This window comes from Aestuariimicrobium sp. Y1814 (assembly GCF_050113895.1).
Taxonomy (GTDB): Bacteria; Actinomycetota; Actinomycetes; order Propionibacteriales; family Propionibacteriaceae; genus Aestuariimicrobium.
This window is the reverse complement of sequence record NZ_JBNJRW010000001.1, coordinates 15216-30137: the sequence shown is the minus strand read 5'-3', so window position 1 is coordinate 30137 and position 14922 is coordinate 15216. Positions and strand designations below refer to the sequence as shown.

General features: G+C 70.4%; 19 protein-coding genes. 8 read left to right on the top strand and 11 right to left on the bottom strand.

All coding sequences use genetic code 11. The annotated features are described in order from the left end of the window. Both ACQE3C_RS00165 and galK read left to right on the top strand, forming a co-directional pair. On the top strand, positions 1-180 hold the full coding sequence (locus tag ACQE3C_RS00165; protein WP_434537170.1) for a DUF6104 family protein: 180 nt from the start codon (positions 1-3) through the stop codon (positions 178-180). Next, positions 177-1373, top strand: a complete 1197-nt coding sequence (galK, locus tag ACQE3C_RS00160; protein ID WP_434537169.1) for a galactokinase — start codon at positions 177-179, stop codon at positions 1371-1373. Before ACQE3C_RS00165 ends, galK begins: the two co-directional genes overlap by 4 nt. Before the next feature lie 4 nt (positions 1374-1377). Here the strand turns inward: galK and ACQE3C_RS00155 are convergent, their stop codons facing one another. Next, a complete protein-coding gene (locus ACQE3C_RS00155; RefSeq protein ID WP_434537168.1) occupies positions 1378-1719 on the bottom strand; it encodes a hypothetical protein in 342 nt (113 codons plus the stop codon). Positions 1720-1944: 225 nt separating this feature from the next. On the opposite strand from ACQE3C_RS00155, the gene ACQE3C_RS00150 reads away from it, so the two are divergent. Next, positions 1945-2196 carry a WhiB family transcriptional regulator gene (locus tag ACQE3C_RS00150; RefSeq protein ID WP_434537167.1) on the top strand — a complete coding sequence of 84 codons (252 nt, stop codon included), beginning with the start codon at positions 1945-1947 and terminating at the stop codon, positions 2194-2196. Between the two features lie 13 nt (positions 2197-2209). On the opposite strand, the gene ACQE3C_RS00145 is transcribed toward ACQE3C_RS00150, so the two are convergent. Then, positions 2210-3664 carry a sensor histidine kinase gene (locus ACQE3C_RS00145; RefSeq protein WP_434537166.1) on the bottom strand — a complete coding sequence of 485 codons (1455 nt, stop codon included), beginning with the start codon at positions 3662-3664 and terminating at the stop codon, positions 2210-2212. Positions 3665-3777: 113 nt separating this feature from the next. On the opposite strand from ACQE3C_RS00145, the gene ACQE3C_RS00140 reads away from it, so the two are divergent. Beyond that, complete coding sequence (locus tag ACQE3C_RS00140) at positions 3778-3852, top strand: 50S ribosomal protein bL37 (protein ID WP_369797015.1); 75 nt, start codon at positions 3778-3780, stop codon at positions 3850-3852. Positions 3853-3902: 50 nt separating this feature from the next. Here the strand turns inward: ACQE3C_RS00140 and ACQE3C_RS00135 are convergent, their stop codons facing one another. The 4 genes from ACQE3C_RS00135 to ACQE3C_RS00120 all read right to left on the bottom strand — a co-directional run bounded on the left by ACQE3C_RS00135 (position 3903) and on the right by ACQE3C_RS00120 (position 6466). Further along, the gene (locus ACQE3C_RS00135) at positions 3903-4208 is read right to left on the bottom strand and encodes a zf-HC2 domain-containing protein (RefSeq protein ID WP_434537165.1); all 306 of its coding nucleotides are present in this window, start codon (positions 4206-4208) and stop codon (positions 3903-3905) included. Positions 4209-4213: 5 nt separating this feature from the next. Continuing rightward, complete coding sequence (locus tag ACQE3C_RS00130; protein ID WP_434537164.1) at positions 4214-4876, bottom strand: sigma-70 family RNA polymerase sigma factor; 663 nt, start codon at positions 4874-4876, stop codon at positions 4214-4216. Positions 4877-4982: 106 nt separating this feature from the next. Next, complete coding sequence (locus ACQE3C_RS00125; RefSeq protein ID WP_434537163.1) at positions 4983-5684, bottom strand: alpha/beta hydrolase family protein; 702 nt, start codon at positions 5682-5684, stop codon at positions 4983-4985. Further along, positions 5681-6466, bottom strand: coding sequence for an SOS response-associated peptidase (locus ACQE3C_RS00120; RefSeq protein ID WP_434537162.1), 786 nt, complete (start codon positions 6464-6466; stop codon positions 5681-5683). Before ACQE3C_RS00120 ends, ACQE3C_RS00125 begins: the two co-directional genes overlap by 4 nt. 52 nt (positions 6467-6518) lie before the next feature. On the opposite strand from ACQE3C_RS00120, the gene ACQE3C_RS00115 reads away from it, so the two are divergent. Genes ACQE3C_RS00115 through ACQE3C_RS00100 form a run of 4 tightly spaced genes read left to right on the top strand, consistent with a single transcriptional unit; the run spans position 6519 to position 10264 of the window. Beyond that, on the top strand, positions 6519-7097 hold the full coding sequence (locus tag ACQE3C_RS00115; RefSeq protein WP_434537161.1) for a DoxX family protein: 579 nt from the start codon (positions 6519-6521) through the stop codon (positions 7095-7097). Further along, on the top strand, positions 7094-8425 hold the full coding sequence (aroA, locus tag ACQE3C_RS00110; protein ID WP_434537561.1) for a 3-phosphoshikimate 1-carboxyvinyltransferase: 1332 nt from the start codon (positions 7094-7096) through the stop codon (positions 8423-8425). The genes ACQE3C_RS00115 and aroA overlap by 4 nt, the downstream gene beginning before the upstream one ends. After that, positions 8422-9465, top strand: coding sequence for a ribosome small subunit-dependent GTPase A (gene rsgA, locus ACQE3C_RS00105; protein WP_434537160.1), 1044 nt, complete (start codon positions 8422-8424; stop codon positions 9463-9465). The genes aroA and rsgA overlap by 4 nt, the downstream gene beginning before the upstream one ends. A 10-nt stretch (positions 9466-9475) precedes the next feature. Further along, positions 9476-10264, top strand: a complete 789-nt coding sequence (locus ACQE3C_RS00100) for an inositol monophosphatase family protein (protein ID WP_434537159.1) — start codon at positions 9476-9478, stop codon at positions 10262-10264. Here the strand turns inward: ACQE3C_RS00100 and serA are convergent. The 5 genes from serA to ACQE3C_RS00075 form a co-directional block, all read right to left on the bottom strand. After that, complete coding sequence (serA, locus tag ACQE3C_RS00095) at positions 10254-11462, bottom strand: phosphoglycerate dehydrogenase (RefSeq protein ID WP_434537158.1); 1209 nt, start codon at positions 11460-11462, stop codon at positions 10254-10256. The genes ACQE3C_RS00100 and serA overlap by 11 nt on opposite strands. Positions 11463-11539: 77 nt before the next feature. Next, positions 11540-12316, bottom strand: coding sequence for an ABC transporter ATP-binding protein (locus ACQE3C_RS00090; protein ID WP_434537157.1), 777 nt, complete (start codon positions 12314-12316; stop codon positions 11540-11542). After that, entirely contained in the window at positions 12313-13128 is an 816-nt protein-coding gene (locus ACQE3C_RS00085; protein WP_434537156.1) for an ABC transporter ATP-binding protein, read from the bottom strand. The genes ACQE3C_RS00090 and ACQE3C_RS00085 overlap by 4 nt, the downstream gene beginning before the upstream one ends. After that, complete coding sequence (locus tag ACQE3C_RS00080; protein ID WP_434537155.1) at positions 13125-13940, bottom strand: ABC transporter permease; 816 nt, start codon at positions 13938-13940, stop codon at positions 13125-13127. The genes ACQE3C_RS00085 and ACQE3C_RS00080 overlap by 4 nt, the downstream gene beginning before the upstream one ends. Then, positions 13937-14920 (bottom strand): ABC transporter permease, encoded by a 984-nt coding sequence (locus tag ACQE3C_RS00075; protein ID WP_434537154.1) that lies wholly within the window; start codon positions 14918-14920, stop codon positions 13937-13939. The genes ACQE3C_RS00080 and ACQE3C_RS00075 overlap by 4 nt, the downstream gene beginning before the upstream one ends. Between the last annotated feature and the right edge of the window lie 2 nt (positions 14921-14922).

Genomic DNA, 14922 nt, shown 5'->3' with positions numbered 1-14922 from the left:
ATGTACTTCACCGACCGCGGCATCGAGGAACTGGAGTCACGCCGGGGCGACGAGGAGGTCTCGTTCGCCTGGCTGGCCGAACAGTTGCGCACCTTCGTCGACCTGCACCCGGAGTTCGAGGCCTCCACCGAACGACTGGCCACTTGGCTGGCCCGTCTCGACGACGAGGACGACGAATGAACCAGGCCCCTGATGCCGTTGCCGAGCACGGCCATCGCCGCCAGCAGGTGCTGGACGGTTTCGCCGAGCGCTGCGGGACCGCGGCCGCCGGGGTCTGGGAGGCCCCCGGCCGGGTGAACCTGATCGGTGAACACACCGACTACAACGACGGCTTCGTGATGCCCTTCGCGTTGACCCGCTCTGCGATGGTCGCAGCGGGCCACCGCGAGGATGACCGGGTGGTGGTCACCTCCATGGACCTGGACGAGACCGTCGAGGTGGCCCTGGACGACCTGGTTCCCTTCGACGCCCCCGGGGCGCGACCCCGGGTGTGGGCCGACTACCTGACCGGGTGCCTGTGGGCGCTGCGGGAGGCCGGCCACCACGTGGGTGGGGTGAACCTGGTGGTCGCCTCCACCGTGCCGATCGGGGCCGGGCTGTCCAGTTCAGCTGCCCTGGAATGTGCCACCATCGCGGCCATGGTCGACCTGTTCGGGTTGGAGATCGACCTGATCGACCGGGCCCACCTGGCCCGGCGCGCCGAGAACGCCTACGTCGGTGCCCCTACCGGGTTGCTCGACCAGGCCGCCTCCACCCTGTGCACCAGCAGCCACACCCTGTTCATGGACTGCCGCACCCTGGAGACCACGCAGGTGCCGATGGACCTGGCCGGGGTCGGCCTGGAGATCCTGGTGCTCGACACCAACACCCCGCACAGCCATGTCGACGGGGAGTACGCCGCCCGTCGGGCGGCCTGCGAACGCGCCGCCGGCCTGCTCGGGGTCGCCGCGCTGCGTGATGTCACCGACCTGGACGAGGCCCTGGCCACGCTCGGCCCGGACGAGGAGCTGGTGCGCCGCACCCGCCACGTGGTCACCGAGAACCAGCGGGTGCTCGAGGCGGTGGAACTGGCCCGCGAGGGTCGCTTCGCGGAACTGGGCCCGCTGCTGGACCAGTCGCACACCTCGATGCGGGACGACTTCGAGATCACCGTGCCCACGGTCGACCTGGCGGTCGAGACGGCACGCGAGCACGGCGCCCTGGGTGCCCGGATGACCGGCGGCGGGTTCGGCGGCTGCATCATCGCGCTCATCCCGATGGGCACCGGTGACCAGGTCGGCCGCGCCATCGCCGAGGCCTTCGCCGCGGCGGGCTACGCAGCCCCCGAGTGGTTCACCGCGGTCCCCTCCGCCGGGGCCCGCAGGATCGCCTGACCGGCTAGCGCGCCCCGGTTCGTCCGAACTCTTCACGGACCACCGGTGCCAGCAGGCAGACGATGGCCACCAGCGCCGGCAGCAGGCCGAACCAGAGCCACCAGGCCTGGCTACCCCAGGCGGTGGAGGCCACCACGCAGCCGTGCAGCAGGGTGACGCCGACCAGCGGGCCGTAGCCCAGCGGGTGCCTCTTCCACCCCAGCCACGCGATGGCGGCCACGAGAGCGCCGTAGCCCAGCAGCGCCGCGCCGACGCCCAACGAGAACCGGCCGTGCCCCTGGGCCATCACGAAGACGGCCAGCGCCACCAGCAGTGCCGCGGTGAGGGCGGTGATGGCGAGCGCCACCAGCAACGGGCGGGATCTCCCCGGGCGTTCTACTGACATTTGCTTGGCCACCCGACTACTGTAGTCGCAGGAACCCGGAGCGGCCCCCCTTGTCAGGCGGGTCACGGGTGCCTAGACTGAATGGGTTTCACCCTGCAGGTGGGGTGGTCCACGACTGGCCCGGACGGGCTGGTCGTTTTTGTTGTGGTGTGTCAAGCGCACGACGGATGATGGGAGAGCGAGTCCATGGACTGGCGCCACCGGGCGGCCTGCCTGACGGAAGACCCCGAGTTGTTCTTCCCGATCGGCAACACAGGACCGGCCATCCTCCAGATCGAGGAGGCCAAGAAGGTCTGCATGCGCTGCGAAGTACGCGAGCAGTGCTTGGCCTGGGCCCTGGAGGCTGGTCAGGACCACGGTGTGTGGGGTGGCCTCAGTGAGGACGAACGTCGCGCCATGAAGCGTCGCCAGGCCCGCAGCCGGCTGCGCAATTCCTGACCCCGGACCCGAATCAGATCGGGATCCGCACCACCGCCCGCGCGCCGGGCTCCCCATCGGGGTTGTTCACCAGCTCGAAGCTGCCGTGCAGGTCGCTCACCAGGGTGCGCACGATCGACAGGCCCAGGCTCTTCGACCCCTTGATGTCCACCGGGTCGGTGATGCCCAGTCCCTGGTCGATGACGGCCACCTCCAGTTCCTGCTCGTGGCGGGTCGGCTGGACGGTGACGACACCGGTTTCGCGGCGCAGCCCGTGCTCGACCGCGTTCTGGCACAGTTCGGTGATCACCAGCGCCAACGAGGTCGCCGTCCCGGCCGGGATCATCCCGAAGTCGCCCTGCCGGCGTGCCTGCACCTCATTGGTCGCGGCGGCCACGTCGCCGACCATCTGCAGGATCTTGTCGACCACGTCGTTGAACGCCACGTCCTCGTCGAAGGTGCGCGAGAGGATCTCGTGGACGACCGCGATCGCCTGCACTCGTCCGGTGGCGTCCTGCAGCGCGCGGCGGGCCTCCGGTGAGCTGATCCGGCGGGCCTGCAGCCGCAGCAGGGCCGCGACCGTCTGCAGGTTGTTCTTGACCCGGTGGTGAATCTCGCGGATGGTGGCGTCCTTGGTGATCAGCGCCCGGTCGCGGTGCCGCAGCTCGGTGGTGTCGCTGCACAGCACCATCGTCCCGATCGGGCCCTCGAGGCCGAACAGCGGCACGACGCGCACCCGGCTGCTGGCCTCATTGGTCTCCAGGTCGAACTCGCGCACCTGCAGCCCGGTGATGTCACGCACCACAGTCTGGCCGATCTGGGGTGAGGAGTTCAGCACGTGCAGGGCGATGCGGCGCAGGTCTTCGCCCTGCATGTCACCGGCCCAGCCCAGCCGCCGGAACACCGAGACGGCATTGGGGGTGGCGTAGGCGATGATGCCGGACTGCGACAGCAGGATCATCCCGTCGCCGACCTGGGGGCTGATCGAGGGGTCGGAGGGCGGCTGCACGGGGTAGGTGGCCCGCCAGGCCATCACCGACAGCGCGTCGGCGGCCTCCAGGTAGGCGTCCTCCAGTGAGCCGGGGGCACGCACACCCATCCGGTTGGTGTGCCGCTCCACCACCGCGATGACCCGGGCACGGCGCAGGATCGGGATCGCCCACACGTCGACCGGGATGCCGGAGCGCAACTGGTTGTCGCTGGTCTCCACGATGGTCTCGGACAGGAACGCCTCGGTGACCAGGTGTTCGTGGTCGTAGTGGATGCTGTCGCCGACGACGTCGTCCTCCAGGGCGGTGGGACCGGTCGACGGCCGCGTCTGGGCGGCTGCCCAGAAGATCGACTCGTCCCGGTCGGGCACCCACAGGATCAGGTCACTGAAGGAGGTGTCGGCCAGCATCTGCCACTCGTTGACGAAGTCGCGCAACCACTGCTGGTCCGAGTCATCGAGCGTGGTGTGGTCGAGCATCGACTGGGACAACAAGGCCATTTCGCCAGTCTAGAGGGATCCTCGGTTCGTGCTGGCGTCGTGGATCTGGCAGAATGGGCAGCCGTGCCGGAACCGGCATGCATGATCCACTCACCACACTCTTGGAGGCCACGATGGGCAAGACCGGACGCAAGCGCCGAGCGCGTCGCAAGAAGGGTGCGAACCACGGCAAGCGTCCCAACGCCTGACCGTCGCCACGCACAGTGAAGGGCCCTCCCGTTCCGGGTTGGGCCCTTTGTCATCCTTCCGTGGTGATCACGGTGGTCACCGTCGTGACCCGCATGCTCATCACCCGCATTCGCAGTGAATCCGGACACGCCTGGGTCGGAATGGAGCGACGGATCAGGTTGGCGATGGCAGTCTCCGCGTCATAGGTGTCCAGACAGGACTCACAGGCCTGCAGGTGTTCGCGGATGACGTCGGAGGTGTCCTCGTCCAGTTCGCCGTGCAGGAACTCCTGGATGCGCGAGAGGGCCTCGACGCAGGCGTCGTGCGCGTGCGGTTCGTCGCCGCCGTGGTGGTGGTGGGCCACGTGGAGGGTCATGGTGGTCACTCCCCTTCTGTTGCGCCGGGGCCGATGCCCATGGTGGCGGCGTAGTCGGTGAGGTGCTCGCGCAGCTGCTTGCGCCCACGGTTGATCCGGCTCATCACCGTCCCGATCGGGGTGCCCATGATCTCGGCGATCTCCTTGTAGGCGAACCCGTCGACATCGGCCAGGTACACCGCCTCACGGAAGTCGGGCGAGAGCTTGTTGAGTGCCTCGACGACGACGGTGTCGGGCATGGCCTCCAGCGCCTCGACCTCCGCCGAGCGCAGGCCGGTGGCCGAATGCTCTGCGGCGCGGGCGATCTGCCAGTCCTCCACCTCACCGTCGCCGCCGATCTTCGGCTGGCGCTGCGCCTTGCGGTAGGTGTTGATGTAGGTGTTCGTCAGGATCCGGTACAGCCACGCCTTCAGGTTGGTACCGGGGGTGAACTGGGCGAAGGAGGCGAAGGCCTTGGCGTAGGTCTCCTGCACCAGGTCTTCGGCATCAGCGGGCTTGCGGGTCATCCGCATCGCGGCACCGTAGAGCTGGTCGAGGTAGACCATCGCGTCGCGTTCGAAGCGCTCGGCGCGGTCGGCCTCGGTTTCGGTGTCCAGGTCCACCGCGGGCACGTCGGGCTCGGTCGGGTGACCGGCCGTGGTCAGTGGTTCTGCCGTGGTGACATCCATGAGCCAAGATCCTAGCGCGCGGTCCCGCGAGGCGAGGCCGCCGGGGGCGGGAGGGGCGGGCGTCAGGGTGGGGCTCATGCCTTGGTGAACCCACCCGGACATGCGGTTATTCCCCGCCAAGGTTGTCCGACCAGCCCAGTCCGTCGAGCACGGTCGCCACCAGCCAGGCCCGGTGCTCCTCGGCGCTGCGGACCCGGGCCGGCACCGACAACGCGTGGGCGGCGCCGGTGACCTCGACCACCCTCACGCGGGTCTCGTGGCCGGCCCCGGCCACAGCTGCCCGTACTTCGGTGGCTGACCCGAACGGGTCACGCTCCCCCTGCAGCACCAGCACCGGCACCGTGGGGGTGAGCAGTTCGTCGAGGCGGGTGGTGTCGGGTTTGCCGGGTGGGTGCAGGGGGAACGACAGTGCCAGCACCATCTCGGACGAGGTCAGCGCCGCGGTCCGGCAGGCGACCCGGGCACCGGCCGAATGCCCGCCGCTCACCAGTGGGACACCCTCGAGGCCCAGCCCCGGGGCCTGTTGCAGGGCGGGCACGGCGGCCAGCCACGCCTCGTCCAGGGTGGGGGGTCGGGTGGCCACTTTGCGCCCGGCGAGGCGCCACGGCTGCTGGAACCGGGCGACGCTGACCCCGTGGTCGGGCAGCAACCCGGCCAGGGCCAGCAGGTCGATGCTGTCGGTGGCGCCACCGGCCCCGTGGCCGAGCAGCAGCAGCGCCCGGGGTGCGCCCGGCCGGCGGGAGCCCTCGACCAGCCAGCGCCCGGGGCCCTGCGGGGTGTCGACCTCGATGGCCCGGGTGGTGGTCACTGCTCGACCGGGATCGGCTCGACCAGTTCGGGCCCGTCGTTGCCGACCTTGCTGACCAGCCGGGACACGGCGTGGGCGGTCATCTCCGCCGGGGCGGGCACGTGCACCAGGCCGGCGACCGCGTCCGGGTCGGTCAGTGAGGGGTCCAGCCAGGCGTCCCAGTGCTCGGGCAGCACCTGCACCGGCATCCGGTCGTGGATCATGCCCAGGTCGTCGGTGGCATTGGTGGTCAGGATGCAGCAGCTGCTCAGCCAGGCCTGCGGGTCACCCTTGGGTTTGGTGGGGTCACGCCAGAACTCGTAGAGCCCGGCCATCACCATCAGCGGGGTGGTCGCCCCTGCCTGGCCCTCCGGTGCCCCCGACCCGGTGGGGTGGATGTAGAACGGTTGCTTGCGGGTGCCCTTGGGGGCGGTGGGTGAGGCGTACCACTCGTAGTAGCCGTCGGCCGGCACCAGGCAGCGGCGTGACTGCCAGGCCTTGCGGAAGCTCGGCTTCTCGGCGACCGTTTCGAGTCGGGCATTGATCAACCTGGCGGCGCCACTGGGGTCCTTGGCCCAGCTGGGCACCAGGCCCCAGCGCAGGCCGACCAGCTTGCGGCGCACGTGTTCGCCCTTGGCCCGCTCCAGCACGACAGCCACCTCATCGGTGGGGGCAATGTTCCACCGCGGTTCGGTCCACGGCTTCTGGCTCGTGGCGCTGGGACCCGGCTCGACGACCTCGTCGACCTCGAAGACCTCGACCAGTTGGTCCTGGTGGCGGGAAGCAGCGTAGCGACCACACATGCTCATGAGACTAGCGACTGACATTGGTGCCCGAGCACGGTAGAAATGACTCATGAGTCTTCTGCGATTTGTCGGACGCGCCGCACTGGCCAGCTACTTCGTCTACGAGGGTGTCAAGGCGGTGACCAAGCCTGAGCAGCAGGTCGAGGCCGCTGACCCGATCGCCCAGCGTGTGGTGCCGCTGGCCCAGAAGGCCGTCCCCGCCTCCGTGGCCCCCTACCTGCCCGAGCAGACCAAGACCCTGGTGCAGCTGTCGGGCGCCACCCAGGTCGTCGGTGGGCTGGCCTTCGCCACCGGGGTCGCCCGCCGCCTGGGCGCCGGCCTGCTGGCGCTGACCCAGCTCGGCCACGTGGTTGCCTCCGTGCGCGGGCTCAACTCCGACGAGAAGTCGGCCGGACGCGCCAAACTGCTGCGCAATGTCGCCCTGTTCGGCGCCACCCTGCTCGCCGCCCAGGACACCCAGGGCAAGCCCAGCCTCGGCTGGCGCGCCGAGGACGCCACCACCCGCCTGTCCCGGGCCGCCGACAAGAAGGCCAAGGCGATCAGCAAGGACGCCAGCAAGCTGTCGCGCAAGGCGAAGAAGGAACTGCGCCAGGCCAAGAAGCAGCTCGAGTCCGGATTGAGCAGCTGATCGCGGCGATGACTTCCTGGTCTGCCCCCACCCTCACCGCCGGTGAGGGTGTTGATGCCACCGTGGTGGTGCCCGGGTCGAAGTCCGAGACCAATCGTGCGCTGGTGCTGGCGGCCCTGTCCGACGGCCCGTCGGTGATCACCGGGGGCCTGTCCAGCCGTGATGCCGACCTGATGCGGGCCGCGCTGGCCCAGCTCGGCACCGACATCGGTGAGGTCGACGGCGCCTGGCACGTCACTCCCCCGACCCGGTTCACCGTGCCCACCGAGCCGATCGACTGCGGGCTGGCGGGCACCGTGATGCGCTTCGTCCCGGCGATCGCCGTGCTCAACGGCGGCCGGACGAGCTTCGTCGGCGACCCGCACGCGTCGGTCCGCCCGATGGGTCCGCTGCTGTCGGCCCTTCGCCAGCTGGGCGCCGGGACTGACGCCGACGCGCTGCCGTTCACCCAGGACGCGTCGGGCGGCCTGTCGGGGCGACGCGTCGAGATCGACTCGTCGACCTCGAGCCAGTACGTCTCGGCGCTGCTGCTGGCCGGTGCCCGCTACCCCGACGGCATCGAGGTCGCCCACGTGCCGACCGCACCGGGCGCCGATGTCCCGTCCCGGCCGCACATCGACATGACCGTGACCATGCTGCGCCGCCACGGTGTCACGGTGACCACCCCCGACCCGAACACCTGGCAGGTGTCCCCCGGGCCGATCGTGGCCGCTGATGAGCAGGTCGAACCCGACCTCACCTCGGCCTCGGTGTTCCTGGCTGCCGCCGCGATCGCCGGTGGAACCGTCCGGGTGCCCGGCTGGCCCGAACAGACCACCCAGGGTGGGGCGGCCATCGTCGAGGTGTTGACCCGGATGGGGGCCGACTGCACCCTGGAGGGCGTTGACGGGGGCGGCCACGGCACCCTGAGGGTCACCGGCAACCCTCCGCTGGTCGGCCCGGGTGAGGTGAACCTGCAGGCGTCCAGCGAACTCACCCCGGTGGTCGCCGCGCTGGCCGCGCTGGCCGAGGGCACCACCACGATCACCGGTGTGGCGCACATCCGCGGCCACGAGACCGACCGGCTCGCCGCGCTGGCCGCCGAACTGGGGGCCGTGGGCGCCGAGGTCAGTGAAACCCCCGACGGCCTGCACATCGTGGGCCGGGGCCCGGGCGCCCTGCGCGGGGCGCCGATGAAGGCCTATGCCGACCACCGGCTCGCCCACACCGCGGCGCTGGTGGGGCTGGCCGTGCCCGGGGTCGAACTGGACGACATCGCCTGCACCTCCAAGACGATCGCCGACTTCCCCGGTATGTGGGATGAGCTGGTCGGGAGCGGTCGCGGGTGAGCCCGAAGGTGCGTGGGGTCGCGTCGCGGAGCTTCCGCGACGACGACACCGATGCGTTCGACCGGCCCCGGCGCACCCGTCCGCGGACCAAGGATCGTCCGGACTTCTCGGGCCTGCCGCTGGGCAGGGTGGTGACCATCGACCGGGGCCGCTACACCTGCACCCTGCTCGACGACGACGTGCAGGTGGTGGCGGCCAAGGCCCGCAACCTGGGCCGCAAGGCGGCCATCGTCGGTGATGTGGTGCACCTGGACGGTGACGTCTCCGGACGTGAGGGCACCCTGGCCCGGATCGTCGAGGTCGCCGAACGCAGCACGGTGCTGCGCCGCACCGCCGATGACGACGACCCCCACGAACGCCCCATCGTGGCCAACGCCGACCAGTTGATGATCGTCACCGCGCTGGCCGACCCGCCGCCGCGGGTGGGCATGATCGACCGGATCCTGGTGGCGGCCTTCGACGCCGGCATCGCGCCCATCCTGTGCCTGACGAAGGCCGACCTGGCCAGCCCCGACGAGCTGGTGGCGGCCTACGAACCGCTCGACGTGCCGGTGGTCGTCACCGAACCCGGTGCCGACCTTGCCCGGGTCCGCGACCTGCTGGCCGGGCACGTCACCGTGCTGGTCGGCCATTCCGGGGTCGGCAAGTCGACCCTGGTGAATGCGCTCATCCCGACGGCCGGACGATCGGTCGGGGTGGTCAACGAGACCACCGGGCGTGGGCGCCACACCTCCACCTCGGCGATCGCGCTGGAGTTGCCGTCCGGCCCCGACGAGCCGACCGGCGGCGGCTGGGCGATCGACACACCCGGCGTGCGCTCCTTCGGCCTGTCCCACGTCACCCCCGAGACGGTGCTGGCGGCCTTCCCCGACCTGGTCGCCTACACCGCCGAATGCCCGCGCGGCTGCCAGCACACCAGCACCGAACCCGAGTGCGGGCTCGACGCGGCCGCCGGGCGCGGGGAACTGCCGCAGGCCCGGTTGGAGTCGTTCCGTCGGATGGAGCGAGCCGGGCGCGAGGAAGCGGGGCGCGACCGCTAGGCTCGCGCACATGGGCAGCCCCGACTACACCGATGACCTCCGGCTGGCGCACATGCTGGCCGACAACTCCGACTCGATCACCATGAGCCGGTTCAAGGCCGGTGACCTGAAGGTGTCGACCAAGCCCGACCTGTCCGAGGTCACCGATGCCGACCTGGCGGTGGAGGAGGCGATCCGGCGGACCCTGTCCAAGGCCCGCCCCCGTGACGCCGTCCACGGTGAGGAGGGCGACGACACCGGCTGGGGGCCGCGCCGGTGGGTGGTCGACCCGATCGACGGCACCGCCAACTTCGTGCGCGGCGTGCCGGTCTGGGCCACCCTGATCGCCCTGATGGTCGAGGACACGGTGGTCGCCGGGGTCGTCTCGGCCCCCGCACTGGGCAGGCGGTGGTGGGCCCACGCCGGCCAGGGCGCGTTCACCGGGCCGAGCCTGCTGCGCGGCCAACAGGTCCGGGTCTCCCGGGTGGGGAACCTGGCCGACGCCTCGATGAGCTACTCCTCGGTCAGCGGCTGGGTCGACTCCGGGCGCGGGCAGGCCTTCGTGGACCTGCTGCGGGACTGCTGGCGCACCCGCGCCTACGGCGACTTCTGGAGCTACATGCTCGTCGCCGAGGGCGCGGTCGACCTGGCCCTGGAACCCGAACTGGCATTGCACGACATGGCCGCCCTCGACATCATCGTGCGCGAGGCAGGGGGGCGGTTCAGCAACATCAACGGGGACGACGGGGTCGCCGGCCCCGGTGCGCTGTGCACCAACGGCCTGCTCCACGAAGAGCTGGTGACCCGCCTCAGTCAGTGAGGATGCGCACCTTCACCGTGCCCGGCACCTCACGCAGTTCCGCCTCGAGGTTCGAGGCGGCCGCGTCGTGGGCCAGGGTGATGTCGGTGACGGCGTAACCCTGGTTGCCGCGGGTGCCCAGGGTCTGCGATTCCACGTTGGCGCCATGGTTGGAGAAGACCTGGTTCAGCCCGGCCATCACGCCCGGGATGTTGCGGTGCAGGTGGACGACCCGCACGGTCCCCTTGGCCTGGGTGCCGACGGTGGGCAGGTTGACGCTCATCAGGGTCGAGCCGGTGGTGACGTAGTCGACCAGCTTGCCGGCCACGAAGCGTCCGATGTCCTCCTGCGCCTCCTGGGTGGAGCCACCCACGTGCGGGGTGAGGATCACATTGGGCAGGCCCTGCAGTTCGCTGACGAACGGGTCACCGACGGTCTTGGGTTCCTCGGGGAACACGTCGATGGCGGCACCGGCCAGGTGGCCCGATTTGAGGTGGTCGACCAGCGCGTGGTGGTCGACGACCATGCCCCGGCACAGGTTCAGGAACAGCGAGCGGGGCCGCATCTTCGCGAACTCCTCCTCGCCGAAGAAGCCGGCGTTGCCGGGGCGGCCGTCGACGTGCAGCGAGACGGTCTCGGACTCGGCGAGCAGTTCGTCGAGCGAGTTGGCCTTGCGGGCGTTGCCCAGCGCCAGCTTGTCAGCGATGTCGTAGAACATCACCCGCATGCCCAGCGCCTCGGCGACGATCGACAGCTGGGAACCGATGTTGCCATAGCCGACGATGCCCAGGGTGCGGCCACGCACCTCATGGGAGCCCTTGGCCGACTTGTCCCAGACACCGGCATGCATCTTGGCGTTCTTGTCGGTCAGGTGGCGCGCCAGCACGATGATCTCGGCGATGGCGAGTTCCACCACCGAGCGAGTGTTGCTGAACGGGGCGTTGAAGGCGGCCACGCCATAGGCGGCTGCCGAGCCGAGGTCGATCTGGTTGGTGCCGATGCAGAACGCCCCGACCGCCTTCAGCTCGTTGCTGCAGGCCTCGATGACCCGTTCGGTGACGTGGGTGCCCGATCGGATGCCGAGCACGTCAACCCCCTGCAGGGCGTCGATCAGCTCGTCCTCACTCAAGGCGCCGGGTCGGGTCTCGACCTCGAAGCCGGCCTCTTCGAGGACACGGATGCCCTCGGCGTGGATGTTCTCAAGCAGGAGTGCCTTCACGAGGGGCAATGGTAGTCCTCCCGACCCCGATGCCCCTATTTCGTCCACTCGCAGCGCAAGGCGGTCGAAGCAGGGCCTCAGGAACTCGGCAGGGTGGGCATGGCAGCCACCAGTTCGCCGGTATAGGGCTGCTGCGGGTCGGCGAAGACCTGGTCGGCCGGTGCGTCCTCGACGATGCGCCCGGCGCGCAGCACCACGACCCGGTCGCACAGGTGCCGGATCACCGCCAGGTCGTGGCTGACCATCAGCATCGTGAGGTCGGACTCGGCGACCAGGTCGGTGAACACATTGAGGACCTGGGCCCGCACCGACACGTCGAGCGCGGAGACCGGTTCGTCCCCGATCAACACCGCCGGGCGCGGGGCGAGTGCGCGGGCGATGGCGATGCGTTGGCGTTGCCCACCGGAGAACTCATGGGGGTAGCGCCCGGCCGAGGCCGGGTCGAGCCCGACCTGGCCCATCACCTCGCAGAAGCGCTGGTCGTGGTCGGCCGCTGCCTGGTCGGCGCGGCGCAGCAGCCGTGAGCGCAGCGGCTCGGTGACGATCCGGCGCACCTTCATCCGCGGGTTCAGCGAACTGCGCGGGTCCTGGAAGACGACCTGGACCTGGCTGGCGAGCCGAGCCCGCACCGCCCGCGATGAGACCGGTTCCCCCTCAAAGAGCACCTCACCGCTGGTGGGCCGGTCGAGGCCGGTGAGCAGGCGGATCAGGGTCGTCTTGCCGGAGCCGGACTCCCCCACCACCCCCAGCCGGGTGCCCTGGTCGAGGTCGAGGCTGACGTCGTCGAGGGCGCGGGTGGTCTGCCCACCGCGGGTGTAGTGGCGGCTGGCGTTTCGCAGGCTGAACAGGCTCACAGGAAATCCTCCAGCACGGGCAGGCGGCTGCCGGGGGTGACCCCGTCCAGCCGGGCGGTGGCGATCAGCCCACGGGTGTAGCCCTGCTGGGGCCGGGCCAGGATGTCATCGACCGTGCCGCTCTCGACCAGGCGGCCGTGGCGCAGCACCAGCAGGCGCTGCGCCATCCGCGAGACGATGGCCAGGTCATGGCTGATGAACAGGCACGCGGCCCCGGACTCACTGAGCCGTTCGTCCAGCGTGCCGAGCACCTTGGCCTGCACGGTGACGTCGAGGGCGGTGGTCGGTTCGTCGCAGATGAGCAGGTCGGGGTCGTTGATCAGGGCCATCGCCATCAGCACCCGCTGGCGCTGCCCACCGGAGAGCTGGTGCGGGTAGGAGTCGGCGATCCGGGCGGGGTCGGTGATGCCGACCTGGTCGAGCATGGTCAGCACCCGCTGCCGAGTGTCCTGGGACGACATGTGGTGCAGCCGCAGGGACTCGGCAACCTGCCGGCCGGCCCGCATGGTCGGGTCCAGCGCGGTGAGCGGCTCCTGGAAGACCATGCCGAGGTCGGCGCCGCGCAGCCGGGACATCTCCTTGTCGCGCAGGCCGAGCAGTTCTCGTCCGCGCAGTTTCACCGACCCGGTCACGTGCGCGTTCTCGGGCAGCAGCCCCATGATGGCCAGCGCGGTGACCGACTTGCCGGAACCGGACTCGCCGATCACCCCGAGCCGTTCCCCCTCCTCGAGGGTGAAGCTGAGGTCGTGGACGGCCACCGCGCGGGAGTGCCCGAACTCGACCCGCAGGTGGCTCACCTCGAGCAGGCTCATGAGACCTCCCGCAGCAGGGGGTCGAGCCGGTCACGCAGGCCGTCACCGAGAAGGTTGAACCCGAGCACCGCCGCCCCGATCGCGAGCGCCGGCCACACGGTCAGGCCCGGTGAGGTGAAGATGTGGCGCTGGGCGTCGAGGACCATCCGACCCCAGGTCGGTTGGCTGACCGGGGCACCGAGGCCGAGGTAGCTCAGCGCGGCCTCGGCGAGGATCGCCATCGCGAAGCTGACCGAGGCCTGCACGCCCAGCAATGGGGCGATGTTGGGCAGCACGTGCTGCACCCCGATGGCCGGCCAGCTGATGCCCGAGACCCGCGCCGAGGCGACGTAGTCGCGGGTCATCACCTGCATGGCACCGGCGCGCGCCATCCGGACGAACACGGGGATGGTGGCGATGCCGATGGCGACCATGGCGGTGACGGTGGAGGCTCCCACGGCGGCGGCCAGCAGGATCGCCAGCAGCAGCGCGGGGAAGGCGTAGAACAGGTCGCTGACCCGCAGCAGCAGCCGCGACCACCAGGACTGGGCCGACATGCCCACCGTGATGCCCAGCGGGATGCCGACCAGGCTGGCGATCGCCACGGCGATGACGCCGACCTGCAGGCAGGTGGCGGCACCTGCCATGACCTTGCTGAGGATGTCGATGCCGTAGGGGTCGGTGCCCAGCAGGTGGGTCGCCGAGGGTGGCTGCAACGCGTTCGAGGTTTCCACCCGGACGGGGTCGTGCGGCGTCCAGAAGGTGGCCACGACGGCGGTGACGACGAGGCCGGCCACCAGCACGATGCCCGCCCACAGCGTGAAGCGCTTCATGCGGACTCCCCCGTGGTTTGGGCCCTGCTCTGGGTGCGCAGCCGGGGGTCGAGGGCCAGGTAGAGCAGGTCGACGACCGCGTTGACGACCAGCACGGCGGCGACCAGCAGCATCACGATGCCCTGCACCTGCAGCAGGTCACGCTGGGTCAGCGCACTCATCAGCCGTGACCCGAGGCCCGGCAGCACGAAGACCTGTTCGATGACGATCGCGCCGACCAGCAGGTTGACCAACTGCAGCCCGAGCACGGTGATGATCGACAGGCTCGCCGGGCGCAGGCCGTGCCGCAGGACCGCCGCGAGCTTCGTCCAGCCGATGGAACGCGCGGTGCGCAGGTGGTCCTCCCCGAGCACCTCGACGAAGGCGGAGCGGACGTAGCGGGTCAGCATCGCACCCTGCACCAGTCCCAGCGCCAACACCGGCAGCACCAGCCGGCGGGCCCACTCGAGCGGGTCGACGACCAGGGCCACGTAGCCGTTGGCGGGCAGCCAGCGCAGCTTCACGGCGAAGACCACCACCAGCAGCAGTCCGGCCAGAAACGCAGGGACGGCCATGCCCAGGTGGCTGGTGGCGTTGACCACCACGCCGTCGGCGTGGCGACGGCGCATCGCCGACCACAGGCCCAGCGGCATCGCCACCAGCAGCGAGACGATCGTCCCGAACAGCACCAGCCAGACGGTCACCCCCAGCGGCCCGCGGATCATCGACCAGACCGGTTGCCCGGTCAGTGCCGAATCACCCAGGTCACCCCGGACGAAGCCGCCCAGCCATTCCAGGTAGCGCACGTACCAGGGCCGGTCGAGGCCGAGTTCGGCGCGCAGGGTGGCGAGCCGTTCGGGGGTGGCGGAGGTACCGAGGATCGCTTCGGCCAGGTCACCGGGCAGAGTCTGGATGAGCAGGAAGACCACCAGTGAGCTGGCCAGCAGGCTCGCGGCCAGAATGGCCAGCCGGACCAGCCAGGCCCGCAGGACCGGGTGCATGC